Genomic DNA, 18,005 nt, shown 5'->3' on the forward strand with positions numbered 1-18,005 from the left:
GTCGTCCACCCGATGCCCCTTCGGCTATTTGCGCTGGTTTGAGGCTAGCAGCGCTTTAGGCACTGATTGTCGGTATTGACGATGACCGACGGCCGTCCGTGGACTGCGCGCGACCGCGCAGAGCACCACGAGCGCCAGCGGCAGCGCCTCGCCGAGGTAGAACGCCAGGATGTTGTCCAGATCGGCGGTGACCAGGATGACCGTGATGGCGCACAGCGGCAGGCAGAGCAGCTTCGCCGCGAGGGCGTCGGACTGCCGCGCCCGCGCGTAGTACCGGGTGGCGAACCGGAGGAACAGCCCGAGGAACACGAACGACAGCAGGCCGCCGACCGGTCCGAAGTTGAGGATCGCCTCGCCGGTGATGCCGAAGACCCGTTGGGAGCTCACGCCGGAGGCGTACACGCCCGGCCCGTACAGCACGTCGGTGCCGACCGCCGACTTGCTCCGCACCCGCTCGGCGCCCACGCTGCCCGGCACCAGCAGCAGCGGCGCGGCGACGTAGGTACTCCCGTAGCTCCAATCCGCGACCCCGACGCGCTGCCGGTTGAGCAACAGCGCCTGGATGTCCGCCCGACCCAGATCGGCCAGTAGCACCGTCGGCAGGTCACGGCCGGTCTCAGCAGAGACCTCCTCGACGGTACGGGTGCCCTTGGCGATGTCGACGACCTCCACCCCGGCACCCTTGTAGAGCCCGTACGCGTACACGAACATGACCACGGCCACCGCCGAGGCGACGAAAGTCCTGCGGGTGATCGGCCGCACCAGCAGGTGCACCAGGACCAGGCCGAGCACCAGCGGCCACAGCACCGCCGACCGGCTGCCCCGCAGGCCGCCCACCAGGAACTGGACCGCGACCAGACCGACCAGCAGCAGCACCACCAGGTCGACGCGGCGGCGCAGCAGTTGCCGCCAGCGCACCAGGACCAGGCAGAACAGCAGCAGCGGGAAGGACTCACTGATCAGCAGCAACCAACCCAGCCCGGCGAACGCCGTACGGTCCTGGGTCATCGCCGTGAAGAAGCCGCCCGGCCCGCCGAGCAGCAGAACCTCGACACCGAACGCCAGGACACCGACGACGACGGCCATCAGCGCGACCGACTGGTAGCGCCCCGGGTCGAGCCGGGACGGCACGGCCCGCAGTGGACCGCGACCGGGCAGCGACAGGACCACCCGGTAGACGACCAGCCCGACCATGTTCAGCAGCGCCATCGCACCCAACGCCGATCGCCACCCCGCCGCCGACGGGTGCAGCAGCGGCGGCCAGTAGTCCAGCAGCACGTGCAGCACCGGCGCGAGGTAGTAGAAGTGGACGCCGAACAGGCCGAGGATCGCCTGCGGGTCGAACACGTCGCGCCGCCGCCGCAACCATTCGAAGGCGTCGACGCCGATCAGTACGCCGCAGACCGTGACCGGGATCAGGAACCAGTGCCGCAGCCGCGGATCCACGCAGGCCAGCAGCGCGCTGGTGGACGGGATCAGGGTAGCGGCCAGCACCCAGCTCGTCGCCGGCGTACCCGCGTCGTCGCCCGGATCAGGGCCGGTCAGGGTGTCCACTAGGCACCCAGCAGGCCGATCCGCTCGTCCAGCGCCCGCCACAGCAACCGTGAGTAGGTAGCCGAGATGTGATTGCCGTCGCGCAACGTGACCACGTTGCCGACCAGCGCCGGGCAGACCGTCGACGTGCAGAACCACGGGATCGGGTCGACGACCAGTGCGCCCTGGTCTCGTGCGGCGTCGGCGATCATTTGCCGTCGACGGGGCTCCAGCACCACGTCGGACACCGCACCGTGACAGGTCCGCGCGTCGGCCAGGTGCAGCGCCAGGCAGTCGACCACGGTCGCCGGCAGCCACGGTACGTCACCGATCAGCACCACCTCGCTGCCGGTGGACCTGATCGTGTCGACGGTCCGGGCCCAGCCGTCGGTCCAGACCCGGTCGCGGTCGGTGAACACGCCGACCGGGTCACCGAAGGTGTAGTTGGTCGACGAGGTGATCACCATCGCGGGTCGCAGCTCGCCGATCCGTCGCAGGGCCTGCTCCCGCCACTGGACACACTCGTCGTACGGCCGGTTGACCGAGTCCAGGTGAAACCGCACCGACGCGGCGCTGCAGAAACCCTTGACCATGACGACCAGTCGCCAACCGCGCTCGTCGGCCAGCCGGCGCAGCGCCGGGAACCAGCTGCCGGCGTGCGAGTCGCCGAGCAGCACCACGGTCTGCGCCGCGGCCGGGTCGCCGTACCCGCACGGGTGGTCGGTGCCGGTGTCGGTGATCCGCAGCACCACGCAGCCGTCGTGGAAAACGGCCGGGATGTCGGTGGTCACCTCGGGCAGCGGCGGGGTCAGGTTGGCCGGTACCGGACCGGCCTCGGCGCTGGCGGCGACCAACCGGGTCAGGTCACGCTCGATGTCGGCCGAGGCGGCCAGCGTGGCGGCGGTGTCGACCGGCCGGCCCGGCCCCACCAGCGTCGGCTTCGTCGCCAGCGCCGGCACCGCCACCGCGACGACGGCGGCCGACGCCACTGCTGCCAGGCCGACCGTGCGCCACGGCCGGGCCGCCCGTCGACCCCGCCGCAACGGGGCCTCGACGAGCAGGTACGTGCCGGCGGCGGCGGCCAGCGCCCCGCCGGCCAGGCCCAGGTTCTGCCAGATCGTGCCGTGCCCGCCGAGCAGTGCGGCGCCGATCACCAGGAACGGCCAGTGCCACAGGTACCACGAGTACGACAGCCGGCCGAGCCACTGCAGTGGGCGCAGGGCGAGCAGCCCGCCGACCCCACCGCTGTGCGGCGCGCAGCCGGCGGCGATCACCAGCGCCGCACCGGCGACCGGCAGCAGCGCCGGGTAACCCGGGAACGGGGTGGTGCTGTCGAACAGCAGGGCGGCGGCCAGGACAGCGGCCAACCCGGTCCAGGCCAGGCCGGCGGCGATCCGGGCCGGCAGCCGCGACGCGGCGCCGGCCCCGAGGGCGATCAGCACGCCGGCGAGCAACTGCCAGGCCCGCGCCGGGGAGCCGAAGTACGCGTACCCGGGCGACGTAGCGGTCTGCCAGACGCAGAGCGCGAAGGAGAGCGCGGCGACGCTGGCCACGACGACCAGCACCGGCCGCAGGTCACCCGGACGCCGCCAGGGCCGGGCCGACCGGGACTTGGCCGGCTGCGACCGGGCCGACGCTGACCGGGCCTGCCGCCAGCGCAGCAGACGGGGCCAGCCGAGCAGCACGAGCAGCAGCAGCGGCCAGCACAGGTAGAACTGTTCCTCGACCGCCAACGACCAGTAGTGCTCCAGCGGCGATTCCCGACGCATCGTGTCCAGATAGTCCACGCTGTTGCGGGCCAGCAGGAAGTTCACGCAGTACGCGGCGCTCGCGATCGCCTGGGTGGCGATCCACTGCAGTTGCAGCGGCAGCCACCACCAGGCGGCGAGCAGGGTGGTGATCAGCACCAGGACGGCGGCGGGCAGCAGCCGCCGGGCGCGCCGGGCGTAGAAGCCGAGGATGGAGATGGTGCCGTCGGTGGCGTACTCGCGCAGCAGCACCGAGGTGACCACGAAGCCGGAGATGACGTAGAAGACGTCAACGCCGACGTAGCCGCCACCGAACAGTGGGACGCCCGCGTGGTAGAGCACGACGAGCAGTACGGCGATCCCGCGCAGCCCTTCGATGTCGCGCCGGAACGTACCGTGCCCACGGCCACCGAGCGCGACCGGGCGGGCCGGACCCTGAGCCGGCCCCGGCGGCTTTTCCCGGTTCCGAGCGGTGGTTACCGTGCCGGACGTGCCGGACACACCCGCCGGCACGTCCGTCGTGGCCAGCTCGGAACTGGTCATCGCTACGCACCCACTCTCCGAACCCCGACGGGTACGGACAGTTCTATCAGTGCTTTTCACCGCGAGAGCGACGTTTGCCGGATTACCTCACCAAGAGTGCAAAACCGCCCAATAAGTGAAAGAGGTACGCTGATCGGTCGATAGCCCTGCAGCCGGATCGTCACCCGACCGATGCCGTGCTACGTCAAACCATGGCCTACTCGGCCGGGGTCGTGAAAAAGGTGGCGAGGACGGTCAGGGCGGTACGCGACTCGTCGGGCACGCCGTCGAGCACCGTGGCCGAGCCGCGGCCGGCCAGCGCGTCGGTTACCTCGGCAACCGGCGGGGCGGCCGACTCCGCCCGAGTCGCGGCAGGCGTCGCGGTCAGCGTCACCGATTCGTCGGCGACCACTTCGAAGACGCCGCCGCCGTCGCCACCGAGTTCAAGACGCTGATGTGCCCGGGCACCGAACTTCTGCGCCACCGCCGCCGCGATGAGCAGCCCGTACGCGGTCGCGTAGCTGGTCGCCTCGGCGTCGGTCGGGCGGTCGACGCCGAGCGGCAGGAAGATGTCGCGTTCGTGCAGCCACGAGTCCCACAGCACGTGCAGCGCCTGCACCGTCCAGTCCATCGGCCCGTACGGCAGGACGACGTCGAACCGGTCGTCGCGGGCCAGCCGGTCCCGGGCCACGGCGAGCGACTTCTCCGTCGTCGCGACGAGCCGGTCGAGGGTGTCGGCCGGCGACTCGCCGGTCGATGCCGCCAGCCAATGGCGGGGAGTGGTCCGGGGGTCGAACCCGGCTGTCACGTCGAACATCCGGTCGCCCGGATCGGGAGCAATCGCAACAGTGACGTCGCCCAGGTGCCGGACGGTGTCCTGCACCGACCAGCCGGGACAGCGGGTCGGCGCGGACCACTGCTCAGGGCTCAGACTCCGCAGGTCGTCGCAGAGCTGCCGCCGTTGGGCGGCGAAGACGTCGAGCAGCCGCGCGGGATCCAGAACGGACTGATCGGCGGTCCTCAGCAGCAGCGTGTGTGGCGGGCTGTTCCCGGTCATCATCGAGTCCCCTCCGGTCGCCAAAGGCACCAGCGTAATCCGGAGTTGTCCAACAGGGATCGGCGTTCGAGGTGGATGCCTAGCCGACAGGAGAGGCGGGGGTGACCATGGCGTCAACCTCGCGCAGCAGCGCGGCGTAGCCGGCCGGGCTGGGCTGCTCGTCGCTGACCAGGGCGACGGTCAGCAGCGTCTGCACGGTGATGTTCTCGGCGGTGGCCGGCAGTGTCTCGTGCCCGCCGAGCGCGGCCAGTAGCAGGTTCTCCGCGATGACCGGGTCGACCAGGGTGCGGTCGGGGTCGAACCGTTCCCGGACGCTGGCCACGAACCGGATCACCGCACCGTGGTCGTCGCGGCGGAACCGCCGGTCGGCGCAGAGCACGAACAACGCGCTGAGCAGGTCAAGATAGTGCTGGCGGTCGGCTTCGGTGAACCGCTCCGTCCGGCGATCGTGGGCGTGCACCTGCCCGGCCATCAGGTAGCTGAGCGCCGCCACCGGCTGGTTGGTCGGGGCCGACTGACTGGTCGGGGCAGTTCGACTGGTCGTCATGGTCGCAACTCCCGCTTCAGGTTGTTCCACAATGTCCTACGGAACACCTGCCAGCGGGTCCGGAACCGCAGGTGCCGACGGTTGGCGGCGACCACCGTCGCCGCCATCCGGGTGCCGATGGCAAGGGCGTCCCCGTTGGGGCTGGCTATCGGCCGCACCCCGGCCAGCCGGGCGGTCCGCGCGGCCGGCGGATCGACGCCGGCGTCGAGGGCGTCAATGTAGCGGTCCACCGCGCCGGTGCCGACGCTCAGACTGATCTCGACGTCACGCAGTCGGCTCAGCGCGACGGCCAGCCGATCGGCGGTGGCCTGGGCGTGCGGGTGTTCGCTGCGGTGCAGCCGGTCCGTGGCGTACGCCAGCCGGTGCCGCAGGTCGGGCAGCTGGGCGGCGGCGTGCGCGGCGTGCTGGCGGGCGGTCTGCAGGCCGTACAGAATGGATGCGACCGCGACCGGTCGGCCACCCGGCAGCTGCGGGCGTCCGGCGCTGACGGCGTCGAGAACATCACCGTACGCGTCCCACGCCTCGTGCAGCGCGTTCTGATAACGGTCGGTGGTCAGCCCGGCGTCCGGGTGCCGTACGCCGGCCAGTTGCTCGTCGGCGTGGGTGACGGCGGTCTCCATCGCCAGGGCGACGGTCCGCAGCACGTCGATCATGTCGGCGGCCACCTGCAACGCCTGCCCGTCGGCCGCGCTGACTTCAGCTTGCATGTCGGTCATGCCGACCTCCGCCACCAGGTGAACCGCGCCCGGTCGTTGTCGGTGGTCCGGGCCGAGTCGGACAGGGTCGCACCGGGCCGGCGGAACGGCAGTCGGTGGTAGCGGGCCAGGGTCGTCTCGGCGGCGGCCAGGTCGGCGCAGGGGCCGGGCCGTCCGCAGCCCAGACAACACCCGTTGTACGCCGATGTGGTGTGCGTGTCGACGGCCCGTTGCGCCGCGACGACCCGGTCGCGGGCGTACGCGGTGTAGACGGCACCGCTGGCGGACGCGGTCACCGGCTGTCCGTCGGGTCGGATCTCGGGGTGCTGTCGTTGGCGGTCGGGCAGGGTGGTGGCGGGTCGGGGGTCGGATGTCACCGGTCAGTGCCTCCCGTTCAGGCGTGGAGAGGGCGCACCTGGTCAGCCGGCGGGGGTTGCCGGCTGACCAGGCTCCTTGCGGGGAACCAGCTCCGGGTTTGCAGACCTGGGAACCGGTCAATGGGAGCTTTGCACACCCGGATGCACCAAGCAAGACACCGAGGCCAACTTTGTACATGTGGTCGCACAGAGCTTTGCTGTAGTAGCTGTGTCTTGTCGTACATAGCTGGGCTGTGATCCAATGGCGGGGCAGACCTGGGAGTCCAAAATGCCCGTGAAGCCCAAGTGGGAACAGCTCGTTGATCACCTCCGCTCGCAGATTGAGTCCGGCGAGCTGAGCCCAGGTGATCAACTGCCGTCAACGGCGCAGCTACGCGAACAGCACAACGTGTCCACCACAGTGGTGCGCCGCGCCATCCTCATGTTGCAGATGCAGGGCATCGTGCAGGGCGTACACGGGCTTGGGGTGTTCGTCGCCGACCGCGACGACGCCGGCGGCTCGTAGCCCGACCCTGCTGGACCGCCGCCGGCAGGATCCCCCGCGACCTCCGCGAGTGGAGGGCTGAGGCACGTTAAGACGCCCGAATTTCGTGCCTCAGCCCTCCACTCGCGAACGGATGCGGCCCACGACCGTCGCTCTGGTGGCCCAGGGTCAGGCGACGTCGGCCTCCGGCTCGGCCGCTCTCGCCTTGACCGTGCGCAGGATGCTGACGAGCTTGTCGACGTCCGCCGACGGGAAGACGGAATCCGGTCCGGCCGGAGCTTTCTCGGTGAACGGCGACTCGTAGAGCCGGCTCGGCTCCATCACCCCGTTCTGCGTCAGGTGGTCGATCATCGTGTTGATGAAGTCGAGCTGCCCCGCGTCGAGGTTGCGGCCGGCGGTGAACTCGTCGAACGCTTCGGTGGCGGCCTGCCGGTCCAGCCCGACGAGGGAGCGCAGGAACAGCCCGAGGCCGTTGGCCCGCCGCCGGGCCTGGGCGATCTCCTGCTCACTGCCGCCGCAGTCGACCAGCATCCGTTCCAGCTCGGCCAGGTCGGTCGGCGACAGCTGCCGGTTACGCCGCAACTTCTGCAACGCCACATGGTCCTCGTGGGTCCGCAGGTGCACCCGGACCTTCTCCCGGAACCGCTCGAAGTCGGTGCCGACGTCGAGACCGGTCAGGCGTACCTCGGTCACGTCGTTGATCTGGTCCTCGAAGTCGGTGTAGACGATTGCCCGCTTCGACTTCTCGACCAGCCGGACCAGCGACCGGACCCGCCGTCGTAGCCCTTCCAGCATCGGCAGGGTGACGTCGCGCCACCACTCCTCGGCGGCGACCTGGTCGAGCAGCTCCACCTCGGCGCGGATCGCCGGGATGTTCGTCTGTTCCAGCAACGCGGCGGCGATCGCCTGCACGTCGGCTTTGGTCCGGTCGAAGCGGCCACCGGCACCGAGCCGGGCGAGTTGCAGCCGCAGGATCATCAGGTCGAACCGTTTGGCTTCCTCGTCACCGGTCGGGCGTACTGTGCTGGGCAGCCCGGCCAGTTCGTGGCTGATCTCTTCCGACGCTGCCGGGGTGAGCCGCTGCCAACTCGCCGGGTCGGCGTACCGCTCGACTGCCTGCCGGTGTGGGCGGACCAGGAAGTTCTCCAGTCGCATGCCGGCGACCAGGCCGCGCAGCTCGTTCGCGACGTCCCAGCGCAGCCCGACTTCGCTGCGGGTGCCGTCGCCGTCGATGACCGTGCCGGCGGGCAGCCGCTGGTCGAGCTGGCTGATCAGCTCGACCTTCGCCTTGAAGATCCGCTCACTGAGCGACGCGGCCGTGGACCCCTCGGTACGGGTGGGTGACTGGCCGAAGTACTCGAAGTTCTCGCAGAAGTCGAAGACCAGGAAGTCCTTCTTGTGCTGGCCGGGACCGAACAGATCGTTGCGCAGCCGGGTGCCCCGGCCGATCATCTGCCAGAACTTCGTCTTCGACCGGACCTGCTTGAAGAAGACCAGGTTGACGACCTCCGGCACGTCGATGCCGGTGTCCATCATGTCGACCGAGATGGCGATGTGCGGTGCCTTCTCCGGGGTGCCGAACGAGTCGATGAGGCTCTGGGCGTACCGGTCCTTGTGCAGCACGACCCGGGCGAACTCGCCGCGCAGCTGCGGGTAGCTGGCGTTGAACCGGTCGGCGATGAACTCGGCGTGCCGGGTGTTCTTGGCGAAGATGATGGTCTTGCCGATCCGGTCGCCGCCGGCCACCCGGTGCCCCCGGATCATCAGCAGTTCGAGGACCTTGTCGACGGTGTCGGCGTTGAACAGCCACTGGTTGATGGCCTGCGCGTCGACCCGGTCCGGTGCCTCCTCCTCACCCCACTCCAGCTCGTCCCACTTCTCCTTCTCGTGCTCGGGAAGGTCGTCGTAGCGGATGCCGTGGCGCGGATAGCGGATCGCGACGGAGACGGCGCGCGGCGGGACCAGGTAACCCTCGCGGATCGCGTCCTGCAGGCCGTACGCGTCGGTCGGCACGCCGTTCTCCAGGTTGAACAGGCGGTACGTGTTGCGGTCGACCTCGTCCTTCGGGGTGGCGGTCAGCCCGACCAGCAGCGAGTCGAAGTAGTCGAAGATGGCGCCGTACTTCTGGTAGACCGACCGGTGCGCCTCGTCGATGATCACCAGGTCGAAGTAGCCCGGCCCGAACCGTCGGCTGCCGCCCTCGTCCAGCTCGTTGATCAGACCCATCATCGTGGGGTACGTGGCGACGTAGACGCGGCCGTCGGTGCGGTTGCGGTCCTGCGACAAGTTGACCGTCACCGTGTCCGGCAGGTGCGTCTTGAAGGCGTTCGTCGCCTGCTGCACCAGCGCCAGCCGGTCGGCGAGGAACAGCACCCGCTTGATCCAGTTGGCCCGCTGCAGCAGGTCGACCAGGGCGATCGTGGTGCGGGTCTTGCCGGCACCGGTAGCCATCACCACCAGCGCCTTACGCTGGCCGTCGACCTCGAACGTGTCGGCGATCCGGCGGATCGCCCGCTGCTGGTAGTGCCGGTTGACGATCCCCCGGTCGATCGACGTGTCGGCCAGCCGCTGCCGGGTCGACCGACGCTGGATCAGCAGGTCAAGCTGATCCTTGGTGTAGAAACCCTGGACCTTGCGGTACGGGTACCGCAGGTCGTCCCAGAGCCAGATCTCATAGCCGTTGGTGTAGAAGATCACCGGCCGCCGGCCGTACATCCGCTCCAGCGCGTCGGCGTACAGCTGGGCCTGGTTCTGGCCGTCGATGGCGTGCCGCCGGGCGCTCTTGGCCTCGACGATCGCCAGCGGCCGGTCGTCGTCTCCCCACAGGACATAGTCGACGTAGCCGATGCCGGTCTGGTTCGGCATGCCGCTGACCTGGAACTCGATGTCCCGTGCCTGATCCAGCGCCCAACCCGCCTCGTGCAGCAGCAGGTCGATGAACAGGTCCCGGGTCTGCTGCTCGTTGTAGTCGTGGGTGTCCGGCACCCTGCTGTTGCGCGCCTTGGCGGCGGCGACCTGCCGGCGAAGTTCCTTGACCTGCTCGTCGAGGTCGCCATCGAGCTCGGCGGCGGCTTCGCGTTCCTCGCGCTCCTCCTGCGCGGCGAGCTGGTCGGCGAGGGCACGCAGCTCGGCACGGGTCTTGGCCTGACGCACCGCCGGTCTCGGCAGCAGCGCTTCGTCGAAGACGAGACTGCTCGACGGCACGGCGGCCTGGTCGCGGGTGTAGGTGCGGGCCAGCCAGTACATCAGGTGGAACAGCTCCTGGCAGACCAGGAGCGCGTCCCGGTCACTGACCCGGCGGCTCTCGTGGACCGCCGTGTTGCCCTGCCGCCGGATGATCTCCATCTTGGCGTGCAGGTCCTCGCCGACCAGGTTCTTCAGCGCCGGCTCCGCGATCCGCGCGCCGAGATTCCCCCGGTACGGCCGCCGCAGCGCCTCATCGGCCCGATAGAGCCACTTGACCAGGTGTTCGAGGCAGCGCCGAGCATAGAAGCAGGCGTAGCGGGGGTCTGCGAACGTGTGCTGTTCGACGCGCTGCGCCTCGTCGAACAGGTCGGGCCACTCAGCCCGGAGGAAGGCGAAGTTGCTGGCTGCCGTCACAGCTCCCCCCGGAACGCCCGGTGCTGCAACGACGCGAACAACGCATCCAACTCCCCCAACGCCCTCCGCTGCACGACCTCGGCCTTCTCAATTGAAGAAATGGCGCTCGCAAATTCCCGCTGAAGATCCAAGGGAGGAACTTCGACAGCCACAGTGGCCAGGTTGGCCTTTGAGATGTTCGGCATAGATCCAGCCGAACCAGATGCAAGATCTTGGACGGTCCGCCTCTTCGGTGGATAACTGAGCAATGCATGAAGATATTCTGCTACGACAGGAGCTTCCTCCTTCAGCTCAAGCCGAAACATCAGGTCAGGCATCAGCCGCCGCGCCGGGGTAGACCGCACAAGAACACAGGCAGCAACCAGATCTCTCGTATTCTTACGCGAAAATAGGATGTCACCAGCACGCACCTCGTCTTCAGCGCGTGGCGCGACGGTTACCGGAAGCGCCTTGTTCTCGGCAGGTCGGAACTCACCGCTTGTCACAGCCCCCAGTTTGAGCACAGCCCACTCACCCTCAGAAGCCGGCCGATCGAGACAGATCGGGCTACGCCCACTATGAATCCTTTCGACCAAGGCACCAAGCGCCACCCTCTTCCATGATCGGTCATTCAAGATCGGATCGCCGAACATGTGAACAAAGGCGGCAGTGCGCGCCGCACCCAACAGATCGAGAGCAGCGCGACGCTTAGCGCGCAGGGTATCGACGCGGTCCAGCACGTCCGCGATCCGCCGCTGCTCCTCCAGCGGCGGCAGCGGCAATTCAACGCCAGCAACGATCGCCTTTGACACTTCCTTGAAGGTTGCCCCGTTACCCAGAGATTCGAGCATTGCCCGATTGGTTCGCAACCAGTAATACAGGTACTTCGCATCTATCGTATCACCCGGAACCAAGCTCTTGAACCCCTGATTCGTTGCAACAGGAACCCTATTTATAGCCACATGCCCAATCGGGGCACGCGAACTCAACAAGACCGAACCCGGAGGGAGAATTCTTGCGGCACAACTCCGCAGCCCAGATGCAGTGATGCTTCTCTCAGTTTTTTCAAGATACACACCAGGCAGCACACTAAGATCTTTGGGGGTAGCCCAATAGATGTCCCCATCCCAGTATTCCTCAACCCCAGTCTTCGGGGTTGCGCCAGATACGATCTCACAGCATTCACCGAGTGCGACTTTCGGCCACTTGTCCGTCACAGCAGCCCCTTGAGGTCGGCGAGGCCCTGCTGGATCTCGGATTCGAGGCGTTCGAGTTCGGCGATGATCTCGGCTGGCGGCCGGTGCTCGACCTCCTCGTGCACGATCTCCTTGTAGCGGTTGAGGCTCAGGTCGTAGTCCTGGGCGACGATGTCGTCCTTCGGCACGCAGAAGGACTGCTCGGTGCGGGCACGCTCCCGCTCGGCACCGTCACGCTGCTTCCAGCGGGCCAGCACGTCCGGCAGGTTGTTCTTGGCGTGCTCGTCGGCGGTCAGCGCCTCGGCCGGCACCGGGCCGAGCTTCGCCTCCGGCAGCAGCGGGCCACGCTTGTCGTCGAGGCTCCAACCGTCGGCCTTCACCTCGTAGAACCAGACGTTGCCCGTACCGCCGCTGTTGGTCTTGGTGAAGAACAGGATCGCGGTCGACACCCCGGCGTACGGCTTGAAGACCCCACCGGGCAGCTTGACCACCGCGTCGAGCTTCTGGTCCTCGACCAGCATGCGGCGCAACTCCTTGTGTGCCTTGCTGGAGCCGAAGAGCACCCCGTCGGGCACGACCACCGCCGCCTGGCCGCCGTTGCGCAGCAGCCGCAGGAACAGCGCCAGGAACAGCAGCTCGGTCTTCTTCGTCTTGACGGTCTGCTGCAGGATTCGCGAGGTGCGCTCGTAGTCGAGGCTGCCGGCGAACGGCGGATTTGCCAAGATCACCGAGTACGCGTCGGTCTCGTCGCTGACGTCGTCACCGAGGGAGTCCCGGTAGTCGATGGCCGGGTTCTCCACCCCGTGCAGCAGCATGTTCATGCTGCCGACCCGCAGCATGGTGTTGTCGAAGTCGAAGCCGTGGAACATGTCCTGGTGGAAGTGGTCACGTAGCACCGGGTCGTGCAGCGCGGCCGGGTGCCGTCGGCGGATGTACTCGACCGCGCCGACCAGGAAGCCGGCGGTGCCGCAGGCCGGGTCGCAGATGCGATCCTTCGGGCCGGGCTCGACCATCTCGACCATCAGGTTGATGATGTGCCGGGGCGTCCGGAACTGGCCGTTGTGCCCAGCCGTCGCGATCTTGCTGAGCATGTATTCGTACAGGTCACCCTTGGTGTCCCGGTCATCCATCGGGATGTCGTCGATCATGTCGACGACCCGCCCGAGCAGCGCCGGGTTCGGGATGGTGAAGCGGGCGTCCTTCATGTGCCGCGAGTACGCCGACCCGTCACCACCCAGGGTGCGCAGGAACGGGAAGACGTGCTCACCGACGATCTCGTACATCTTCCGCGGGTCGATGCTCTTGAAGCGCTGCCAGCGCAGCTCGCTGTATGGCACGCCGAGCGGGTCGTCGCCGTCGGGGTAGATGTGGCGGACCCCGTCGGGGCCGAGGCGCTGCGCCCGGTTGTCGGCGAGCGTCTGCAACTCGTCGAGACGGCGGATGAACAGCAGATACGTAATCTGCTCGATCACTTCGAGGGGGTTGGAGATACCGCCCGACCAGAAGGCGTCCCAGATGCGGTCGATCTTGCTCTTCAGTTCACCAGTGATCACGGAGTCATGTCCCAAGGGGCTGAGTGGTGGTGGACACGGAACCGTTTAGATTCAGCCATGTCCCCACTTGCCACAAGGGATTGTGGGCCAGGTTACTTGCGACTGTCGCAGCACGACACGAACGATCGTGCCGACCTTCGTGACCAGGCAGAGGAATCAACGCTGGTCAACGCATGATCAACCTAGAGGTTCGACAGGTACGCCTTCAGGCTCTTGACTGCCTGGTGAGTCAGGACGGCGGCTTCCTCGACGTTGGCGCGGGACAGCTCCGACCAGGTGTAGATCTCCTGCGTACGGTCCTGCCGCCCGCCGGCGAGCAGTTGTGCCACGCCGAGCTGGCTCGCCCGCATGGCATTGGCGACGTTTGCCAGCTTCGCCTGCTGCGTCTCGATCTCGTCCAGCAGCCGACGCAGCTGTTGCAGGTAGGAGCCGGTGCTCCCGCCGCCCCCACCGCTGCCGCCCCGGCTCGCCGGGCCGCCGATGGTGACCATCCGGTCGCCGCCGCCCCGGCTGCGGTGGCCGGGATAGCGGCGGCGGATGCTGCTCAGTGGTCTCGCTCCACCGCCACTACCGGAGCCGGAGCCCGGCCCGGAGCCGCCCGGGGTCGTGCCGTCGCCCGCCCGAACCTCACGTCGCCGGTCCAACACCGTGTTGACGAATCCCATGCCCGCGACGCTGACCGCGTGTCCGAGGATCGCGCCGACGATCGCGACGGACGACGGAAGTCCCCACTTGGTGGTCGCGAGTGCAGCAAGGGCGCCGAGGCCGGCACCCAACTGCTGGACGAGGTTGCCGGTGCCTTCCTTCGTGGTCTCGTGCCGCCACTGCTGCACGAACGACTGGGCTGGTCGTTCACCAGCCCGATACTGACGCCGCCGCCAGCTCACTCGTCGACCACCGGATCGAGGAAGGCGCAGGTCGCCGAGATCAGTACCGGCAGGTTCTCGGCGACTTCCCGAGCTATCGACTCCGGCGTCAGCCCCAAGGGCTCCTCCCCCGGCTCCAGCTCGTCCTCGTCAGCCGCCGCATAGTAGGCACACGCCTCCCACAGGTTCTTGCTGTGGAACGAGAACGACCAGAGCCCGTACACCGAGTTTGGTAGGGCGACGAGGGGTTGGTCACCGATGCCGATGCGGTGCTGGTGGGGGGCGTCCGGAGTGGAGCCGAGGCCCTGGGCCAGCGGCAGCAGCTTGTGCCGGCTGAACACCGGCCGCAGGTCGCCGTCCGGGTCGAACTCGACCAGCAGACCCCGGGCGATCAGGTCGTCGACGTACCGGGCGGCCTGCGGCTCCGGCTTCGGGGCGGTCTCCAGCATCCGCACCAGCGACTCCCGGTTGACCGACAGCTTGGCGTGCCGGTCCGGGTAGAGAAACGCCGCCGCCCACACCGCCGCCTCGGTCTCGGTCAACTCGACCAGGTCGTCGCCGAGGTGCACCTCGTAGCACTCCGGCGTCGGGTCCGGCGGTCGGACGTACCGGTAGCGCGGACCCATGCTCAACCCGGCGGGCACGATCACAGTCGACATACCGCCCAGTCTCCCAGCCTCAGCCAAGCCGACGCCGGCGGCCAGAGCCGGGCCCAGCGCAGGCACCGGCGGGTCGGGACTCGTCAGGCCGCCATCTTCGCCACGTCGTACGCCTCGACGAAGTCCCGTGCCGCTGGCACCTGGTCGGCCACCTGCCCGAGGTCGGCCCGCAGCCCGGCGAGCCGCTTGCGGCCACGCCCAGACTTCAGCTCGGCGATGTCGGGCAGCGCGTCCAGCCCGACAGTGCCCGCTGCGGTGGAGTCGCCCTGCTGGTGCAGCGCGATCGCCAGGCTGACCTTGCCGAGAATCTGGTTCCGCCGGTAGACCGGATCGTGGTGCGCCAACCGGGCTTGCAGGCAGGGAACCGCCCGCTCTGGGCGACCGAGCGCCATCTGCGACAGCGCCTCCACCGCATTGACCTCGTTGTCGTTGACGAACCTGATGTAGAGCGGGTCGTCGTCGCTGGGGCCACGATCGTACGCGGTCTTTGCCCTGGCCAGTGCGCGGTTGAACTCAACGGCGTCACCCATTTCTGCGGACGCGTGTGTCGTCCGCAGATGCAGCAGGCTGGTCAGCCGAGGGGTCGCCCAGGGGCCGGAGATGCGTCGGGCTGCCTCCGCAATCTGCAGTGACTCAACCGGCCGGGCCTCCCTGACCAGCATTGCCATCATCACCAGGGCGTGGACCTCAAGGTGCGGATCGTCGCGCAGCCGGGCGCGGACGATGGCCTCCTGCAGGTAGCGGCGCGACTCGGCACGCCGCTCCGCGTCCAGCGCGAGCCAGCCGATCCAGGCTTCCAGGTCACCGAGGTTGCTCTGCAGCGCGTCCCCGACCTGCCGGGGATAGGTGGCCTCCCGATCCCAGCGGGTCAGCCGCCGGTGCATGGCGATGGCGATGTCGCAAAGCCTGCCGCCACCGGCCGCCGCGTCGGCCCGCTCAAGGCCCGCGATGGTGGCCGACACCTGCTGCAGGTGCTCCATGCTCAGGTGCTGCGGCACGTCCGGGGCGGTGATCCAGTCCCGCAGCGGGCTGGCGATGCCCAGGCCCGCCAGAGCGGCATTGATCGTGAACGCACGCCGGTCCGTAAGATCACCTCCATTGTCGTCCCCCGATGTAACGGTACCGCCCCAATCGTCGATGTCCAGAGATCGATTTTCCGGCTCACCGGCGAGCAGGGCATCGAGTTGATCGACCGAGGTGCCGAGCGCTTCCGCGAGTCGTGCTCGGGTATACGGTTGCGGCTCGGCCTTACCCCGCTCCCACCGGGCAACGGTGGTGCGATCGACCTGCAGACGCGCGGCCAGCCCTTCCTGGCTGAAGCCGGCCGCCCTGCGCCTCCTGATGAAACTGTCCCGCCGTCCGGTCAACTGGACGCCCTCCCGTCGCGGCCCGTGTCCACGGTGCACACAAGTAACGCAGATCGGAAAGATCAATTCAACGGTCTGTCGACAACTCGCACGCGCCACCTTCGTGGAATTTCCGCGGCCCTCAGCTGACAAATAGCATCCAGCGTTTCGGGAACTCCGTACCAGATGGCAAGCTGTCTGGGGCACCATGCCACGCATGGACGACACCAGCATCGACGGACTCGCGCCGGTCACGGTGGTGCGCAACGGCGAGATACGCGCAGCGGGACGGCGGCTCGACGACATCGTCGTCTACGACTGGGGCTTCCGGCTCAACGGACGGCACCACGAGCAGCGCAGCTACGTACTGCTCGATGACGGGTTCCAGATCAACCAGCCGGTGATCTTTCCACCGGCGCAGCAAGGGTGGTGGTACTGCGACCTGGTCCGGGTGTCAGGCACCGACACCGAGATCGTCGTCGACGACCTATGGATCGATGTCATCGTCGGACCACCCGACCATCCCTACCGGGTGCTCGACCTCGACGAGTACGCCGCAGCGGCCAGAGATGGCGCGTTGACGCCGGCCGAGGCGGCCGACGGGCTCGTCCGTACCCAACGCTTTCTCGACCGCCGGCTGAACCGGCGCCACGAAACCCTGCGGACCTGGCCCGACTTCCCGCCGGAGACCGTCACCAGGCTCGCCGCCCTGCGTTTCGACCGAAGCTGGACCCGTACCACTTCGCCACGTCATGCTCCTCGATGAAGTCCCGCGCCCTGAGACGGCGTGCAGCGCGGCGTCGTAAGCTCTGAGTGTGACGCTCTGGACCGCAGCAGACGCCGCTCGTGATGCCGCCGCCGAGCTGGCAGGCGGCGGAGGTCTTCAGCACGCCTTCCGCTGTCTCCTTCAGCTCCTCGACGACTACCAGCGAGCACTGACCACGGATGGTGTTCCCGCTGGAGCGGAGCTGTTCGCAACGGCACCATCCGAAACCGGCGACGTTCGGGTGGACGCCGCACTCGCTGGATTGGCCGAACATCTCGCCCGCCGGGATGGCTGGCGGCCACCGACCTGGGCCTTCGACCAGAATCGGTATGCAAAGCCATGGTGGTTCGTATCGGGACTCAAGTCCTGGCATGCCACCGCAATCGTCGAGTCACCACTGGCATTCCGCAAGCGCGGTGTGTTCATCACAGAATCGGCGCTAACGCGAGTATGAGTCTTCTCGATCGCAGCCAGATTCTTCATCTGTTCAACGAGCTATCCACAGAGCTGCGCAACCAGGACATCCGCGCTGAGATCTTCCTGGTCGGTGGTGCGGCGATGGCCCTAGCCTACGACGCTCGCCGGGCAACCCGGGACATCGATGCCATCTTCGCCCCGAAAACCGGAGTGCACCTGGCGGCCGCTGCCGTGGCAGCCAGAAACGATCTTCCGGACGACTGGCTCAACGATGCCGTCAAAGGGTTCCTCCCTGGATCGGATCCCCAAGCACGCCAGGTGTTCGAAAACGACTCTCTTCGCGTCGACGTCGCCTCACCCGAGTATCTCCTCGCCATGAAACTCCTGGCAGCAAGAGAACAGGACATTGATGACATAGCCATCTTGTATCGGCTTTGCGGATTCACCACAGCGGCGCAAGGACTTGACCTGGTCGAGTCCGTGTATCCAGGACGACCGATCGCCCCCAAGGTTCAATTCATGCTTGAGGAGCTGTTCCCGGATCCAGCCGAGCAGTAGCGACGAGCGCTTCCGGCGCGCAGCTACGCCAAGCCGGACTGGCTCACACGCCGACGCTCGCCGGCACACGACACCCGGGATTCGCCGCGTTCCGGCTGGCCG

16 protein-coding genes are annotated in these 18,005 nt (G+C 68.0%); 4 read left to right on the forward strand and 12 right to left on the reverse strand.

What is annotated here, in order from left to right; all coding sequences use genetic code 11:
• Positions 1–24: 24 nt before the first annotated feature.
• The 6 genes from O7610_RS13320 to O7610_RS13345 form a co-directional block, all read right to left on the reverse strand.
• A complete protein-coding gene (locus O7610_RS13320; protein ID WP_281551053.1) occupies positions 25–1,554 on the reverse strand; it encodes a hypothetical protein in 1,530 nt (509 codons plus the stop codon).
• Positions 1,554–3,824, reverse strand: a complete 2,271-nt coding sequence (locus tag O7610_RS13325) for an acyltransferase family protein (protein ID WP_289213401.1) — start codon at positions 3,822–3,824, stop codon at positions 1,554–1,556. The genes O7610_RS13320 and O7610_RS13325 overlap by 1 nt, the downstream gene beginning before the upstream one ends.
• A gap of 196 nt (positions 3,825–4,020) precedes the next feature.
• Positions 4,021–4,884 (reverse strand): maleylpyruvate isomerase family mycothiol-dependent enzyme, encoded by an 864-nt coding sequence (locus O7610_RS13330; protein WP_289213402.1) that lies wholly within the window; start codon positions 4,882–4,884, stop codon positions 4,021–4,023.
• A 55-nt stretch (positions 4,885–4,939) separates the two neighbouring features.
• Positions 4,940–5,407 carry a hypothetical protein gene (locus O7610_RS13335; RefSeq protein WP_289213403.1) on the reverse strand — a complete coding sequence of 156 codons (468 nt, stop codon included), beginning with the start codon at positions 5,405–5,407 and terminating at the stop codon, positions 4,940–4,942.
• Positions 5,404–6,123 (reverse strand): hypothetical protein, encoded by a 720-nt coding sequence (locus O7610_RS13340; RefSeq protein ID WP_289213404.1) that lies wholly within the window; start codon positions 6,121–6,123, stop codon positions 5,404–5,406. The genes O7610_RS13335 and O7610_RS13340 overlap by 4 nt, the downstream gene beginning before the upstream one ends.
• Positions 6,120–6,479 carry a hypothetical protein gene (locus tag O7610_RS13345; protein WP_289213405.1) on the reverse strand — a complete coding sequence of 120 codons (360 nt, stop codon included), beginning with the start codon at positions 6,477–6,479 and terminating at the stop codon, positions 6,120–6,122. Before O7610_RS13345 ends, O7610_RS13340 begins: the two co-directional genes overlap by 4 nt.
• 268 nt (positions 6,480–6,747) lie before the next feature.
• Between O7610_RS13345 and O7610_RS13350 the strand changes: the two genes are divergently transcribed.
• Complete coding sequence (locus O7610_RS13350; protein ID WP_502959090.1) at positions 6,748–6,984, forward strand: winged helix-turn-helix domain-containing protein; 237 nt, start codon at positions 6,748–6,750, stop codon at positions 6,982–6,984.
• A 147-nt stretch (positions 6,985–7,131) separates the two neighbouring features.
• Here O7610_RS13350 and O7610_RS13355 read toward each other — a convergent pair whose 3' ends face one another.
• The 6 genes from O7610_RS13355 to O7610_RS13380 form a co-directional block, all read right to left on the reverse strand.
• Entirely contained in the window at positions 7,132–10,563 is a 3,432-nt protein-coding gene (locus O7610_RS13355) for a DEAD/DEAH box helicase family protein (protein WP_289213407.1), read from the reverse strand.
• Positions 10,560–11,759, reverse strand: a complete 1,200-nt coding sequence (locus O7610_RS13360; RefSeq protein WP_289213408.1) for a restriction endonuclease subunit S — start codon at positions 11,757–11,759, stop codon at positions 10,560–10,562. The genes O7610_RS13355 and O7610_RS13360 overlap by 4 nt, the downstream gene beginning before the upstream one ends.
• Entirely contained in the window at positions 11,756–13,291 is a 1,536-nt protein-coding gene (locus O7610_RS13365) for a type I restriction-modification system subunit M (RefSeq protein WP_289213409.1), read from the reverse strand. The genes O7610_RS13360 and O7610_RS13365 overlap by 4 nt, the downstream gene beginning before the upstream one ends.
• Before the next feature lie 182 nt (positions 13,292–13,473).
• Entirely contained in the window at positions 13,474–14,124 is a 651-nt protein-coding gene (locus O7610_RS13370) for a hypothetical protein (RefSeq protein ID WP_289213410.1), read from the reverse strand.
• 50 nt (positions 14,125–14,174) lie between these two features.
• Positions 14,175–14,816: a hypothetical protein gene (locus tag O7610_RS13375; protein WP_289213411.1), complete on the reverse strand. Its 642-nt coding sequence runs from the start codon at positions 14,814–14,816 to the stop codon at positions 14,175–14,177.
• An 83-nt stretch (positions 14,817–14,899) separates the two neighbouring features.
• Entirely contained in the window at positions 14,900–16,183 is a 1,284-nt protein-coding gene (locus O7610_RS13380; protein ID WP_289213412.1) for a helix-turn-helix transcriptional regulator, read from the reverse strand.
• A 196-nt stretch (positions 16,184–16,379) separates the two neighbouring features.
• On the opposite strand from O7610_RS13380, the gene O7610_RS13385 reads away from it, so the two are divergent.
• From O7610_RS13385 to O7610_RS13395, 3 genes are read left to right on the forward strand one after another with little or no spacing between them, the layout of a single operon-like run.
• The gene (locus O7610_RS13385; protein WP_289213413.1) at positions 16,380–16,928 is read left to right on the forward strand and encodes a ribonuclease FAU-1 family protein; all 549 of its coding nucleotides are present in this window, start codon (positions 16,380–16,382) and stop codon (positions 16,926–16,928) included.
• A 49-nt stretch (positions 16,929–16,977) separates the two neighbouring features.
• Complete coding sequence (locus O7610_RS13390) at positions 16,978–17,382, forward strand: hypothetical protein (RefSeq protein WP_289213414.1); 405 nt, start codon at positions 16,978–16,980, stop codon at positions 17,380–17,382.
• Positions 17,379–17,903 (forward strand): DUF6036 family nucleotidyltransferase, encoded by a 525-nt coding sequence (locus O7610_RS13395; RefSeq protein WP_289213415.1) that lies wholly within the window; start codon positions 17,379–17,381, stop codon positions 17,901–17,903. The genes O7610_RS13390 and O7610_RS13395 overlap by 4 nt, the downstream gene beginning before the upstream one ends.
• Positions 17,904–18,005: the final 102 nt, after the last annotated feature.

It is taken from the genome of Solwaraspora sp. WMMA2065, from assembly GCF_030345075.1.
GTDB lineage: Bacteria > Actinomycetota > Actinomycetes > Mycobacteriales > Micromonosporaceae > Micromonospora_E.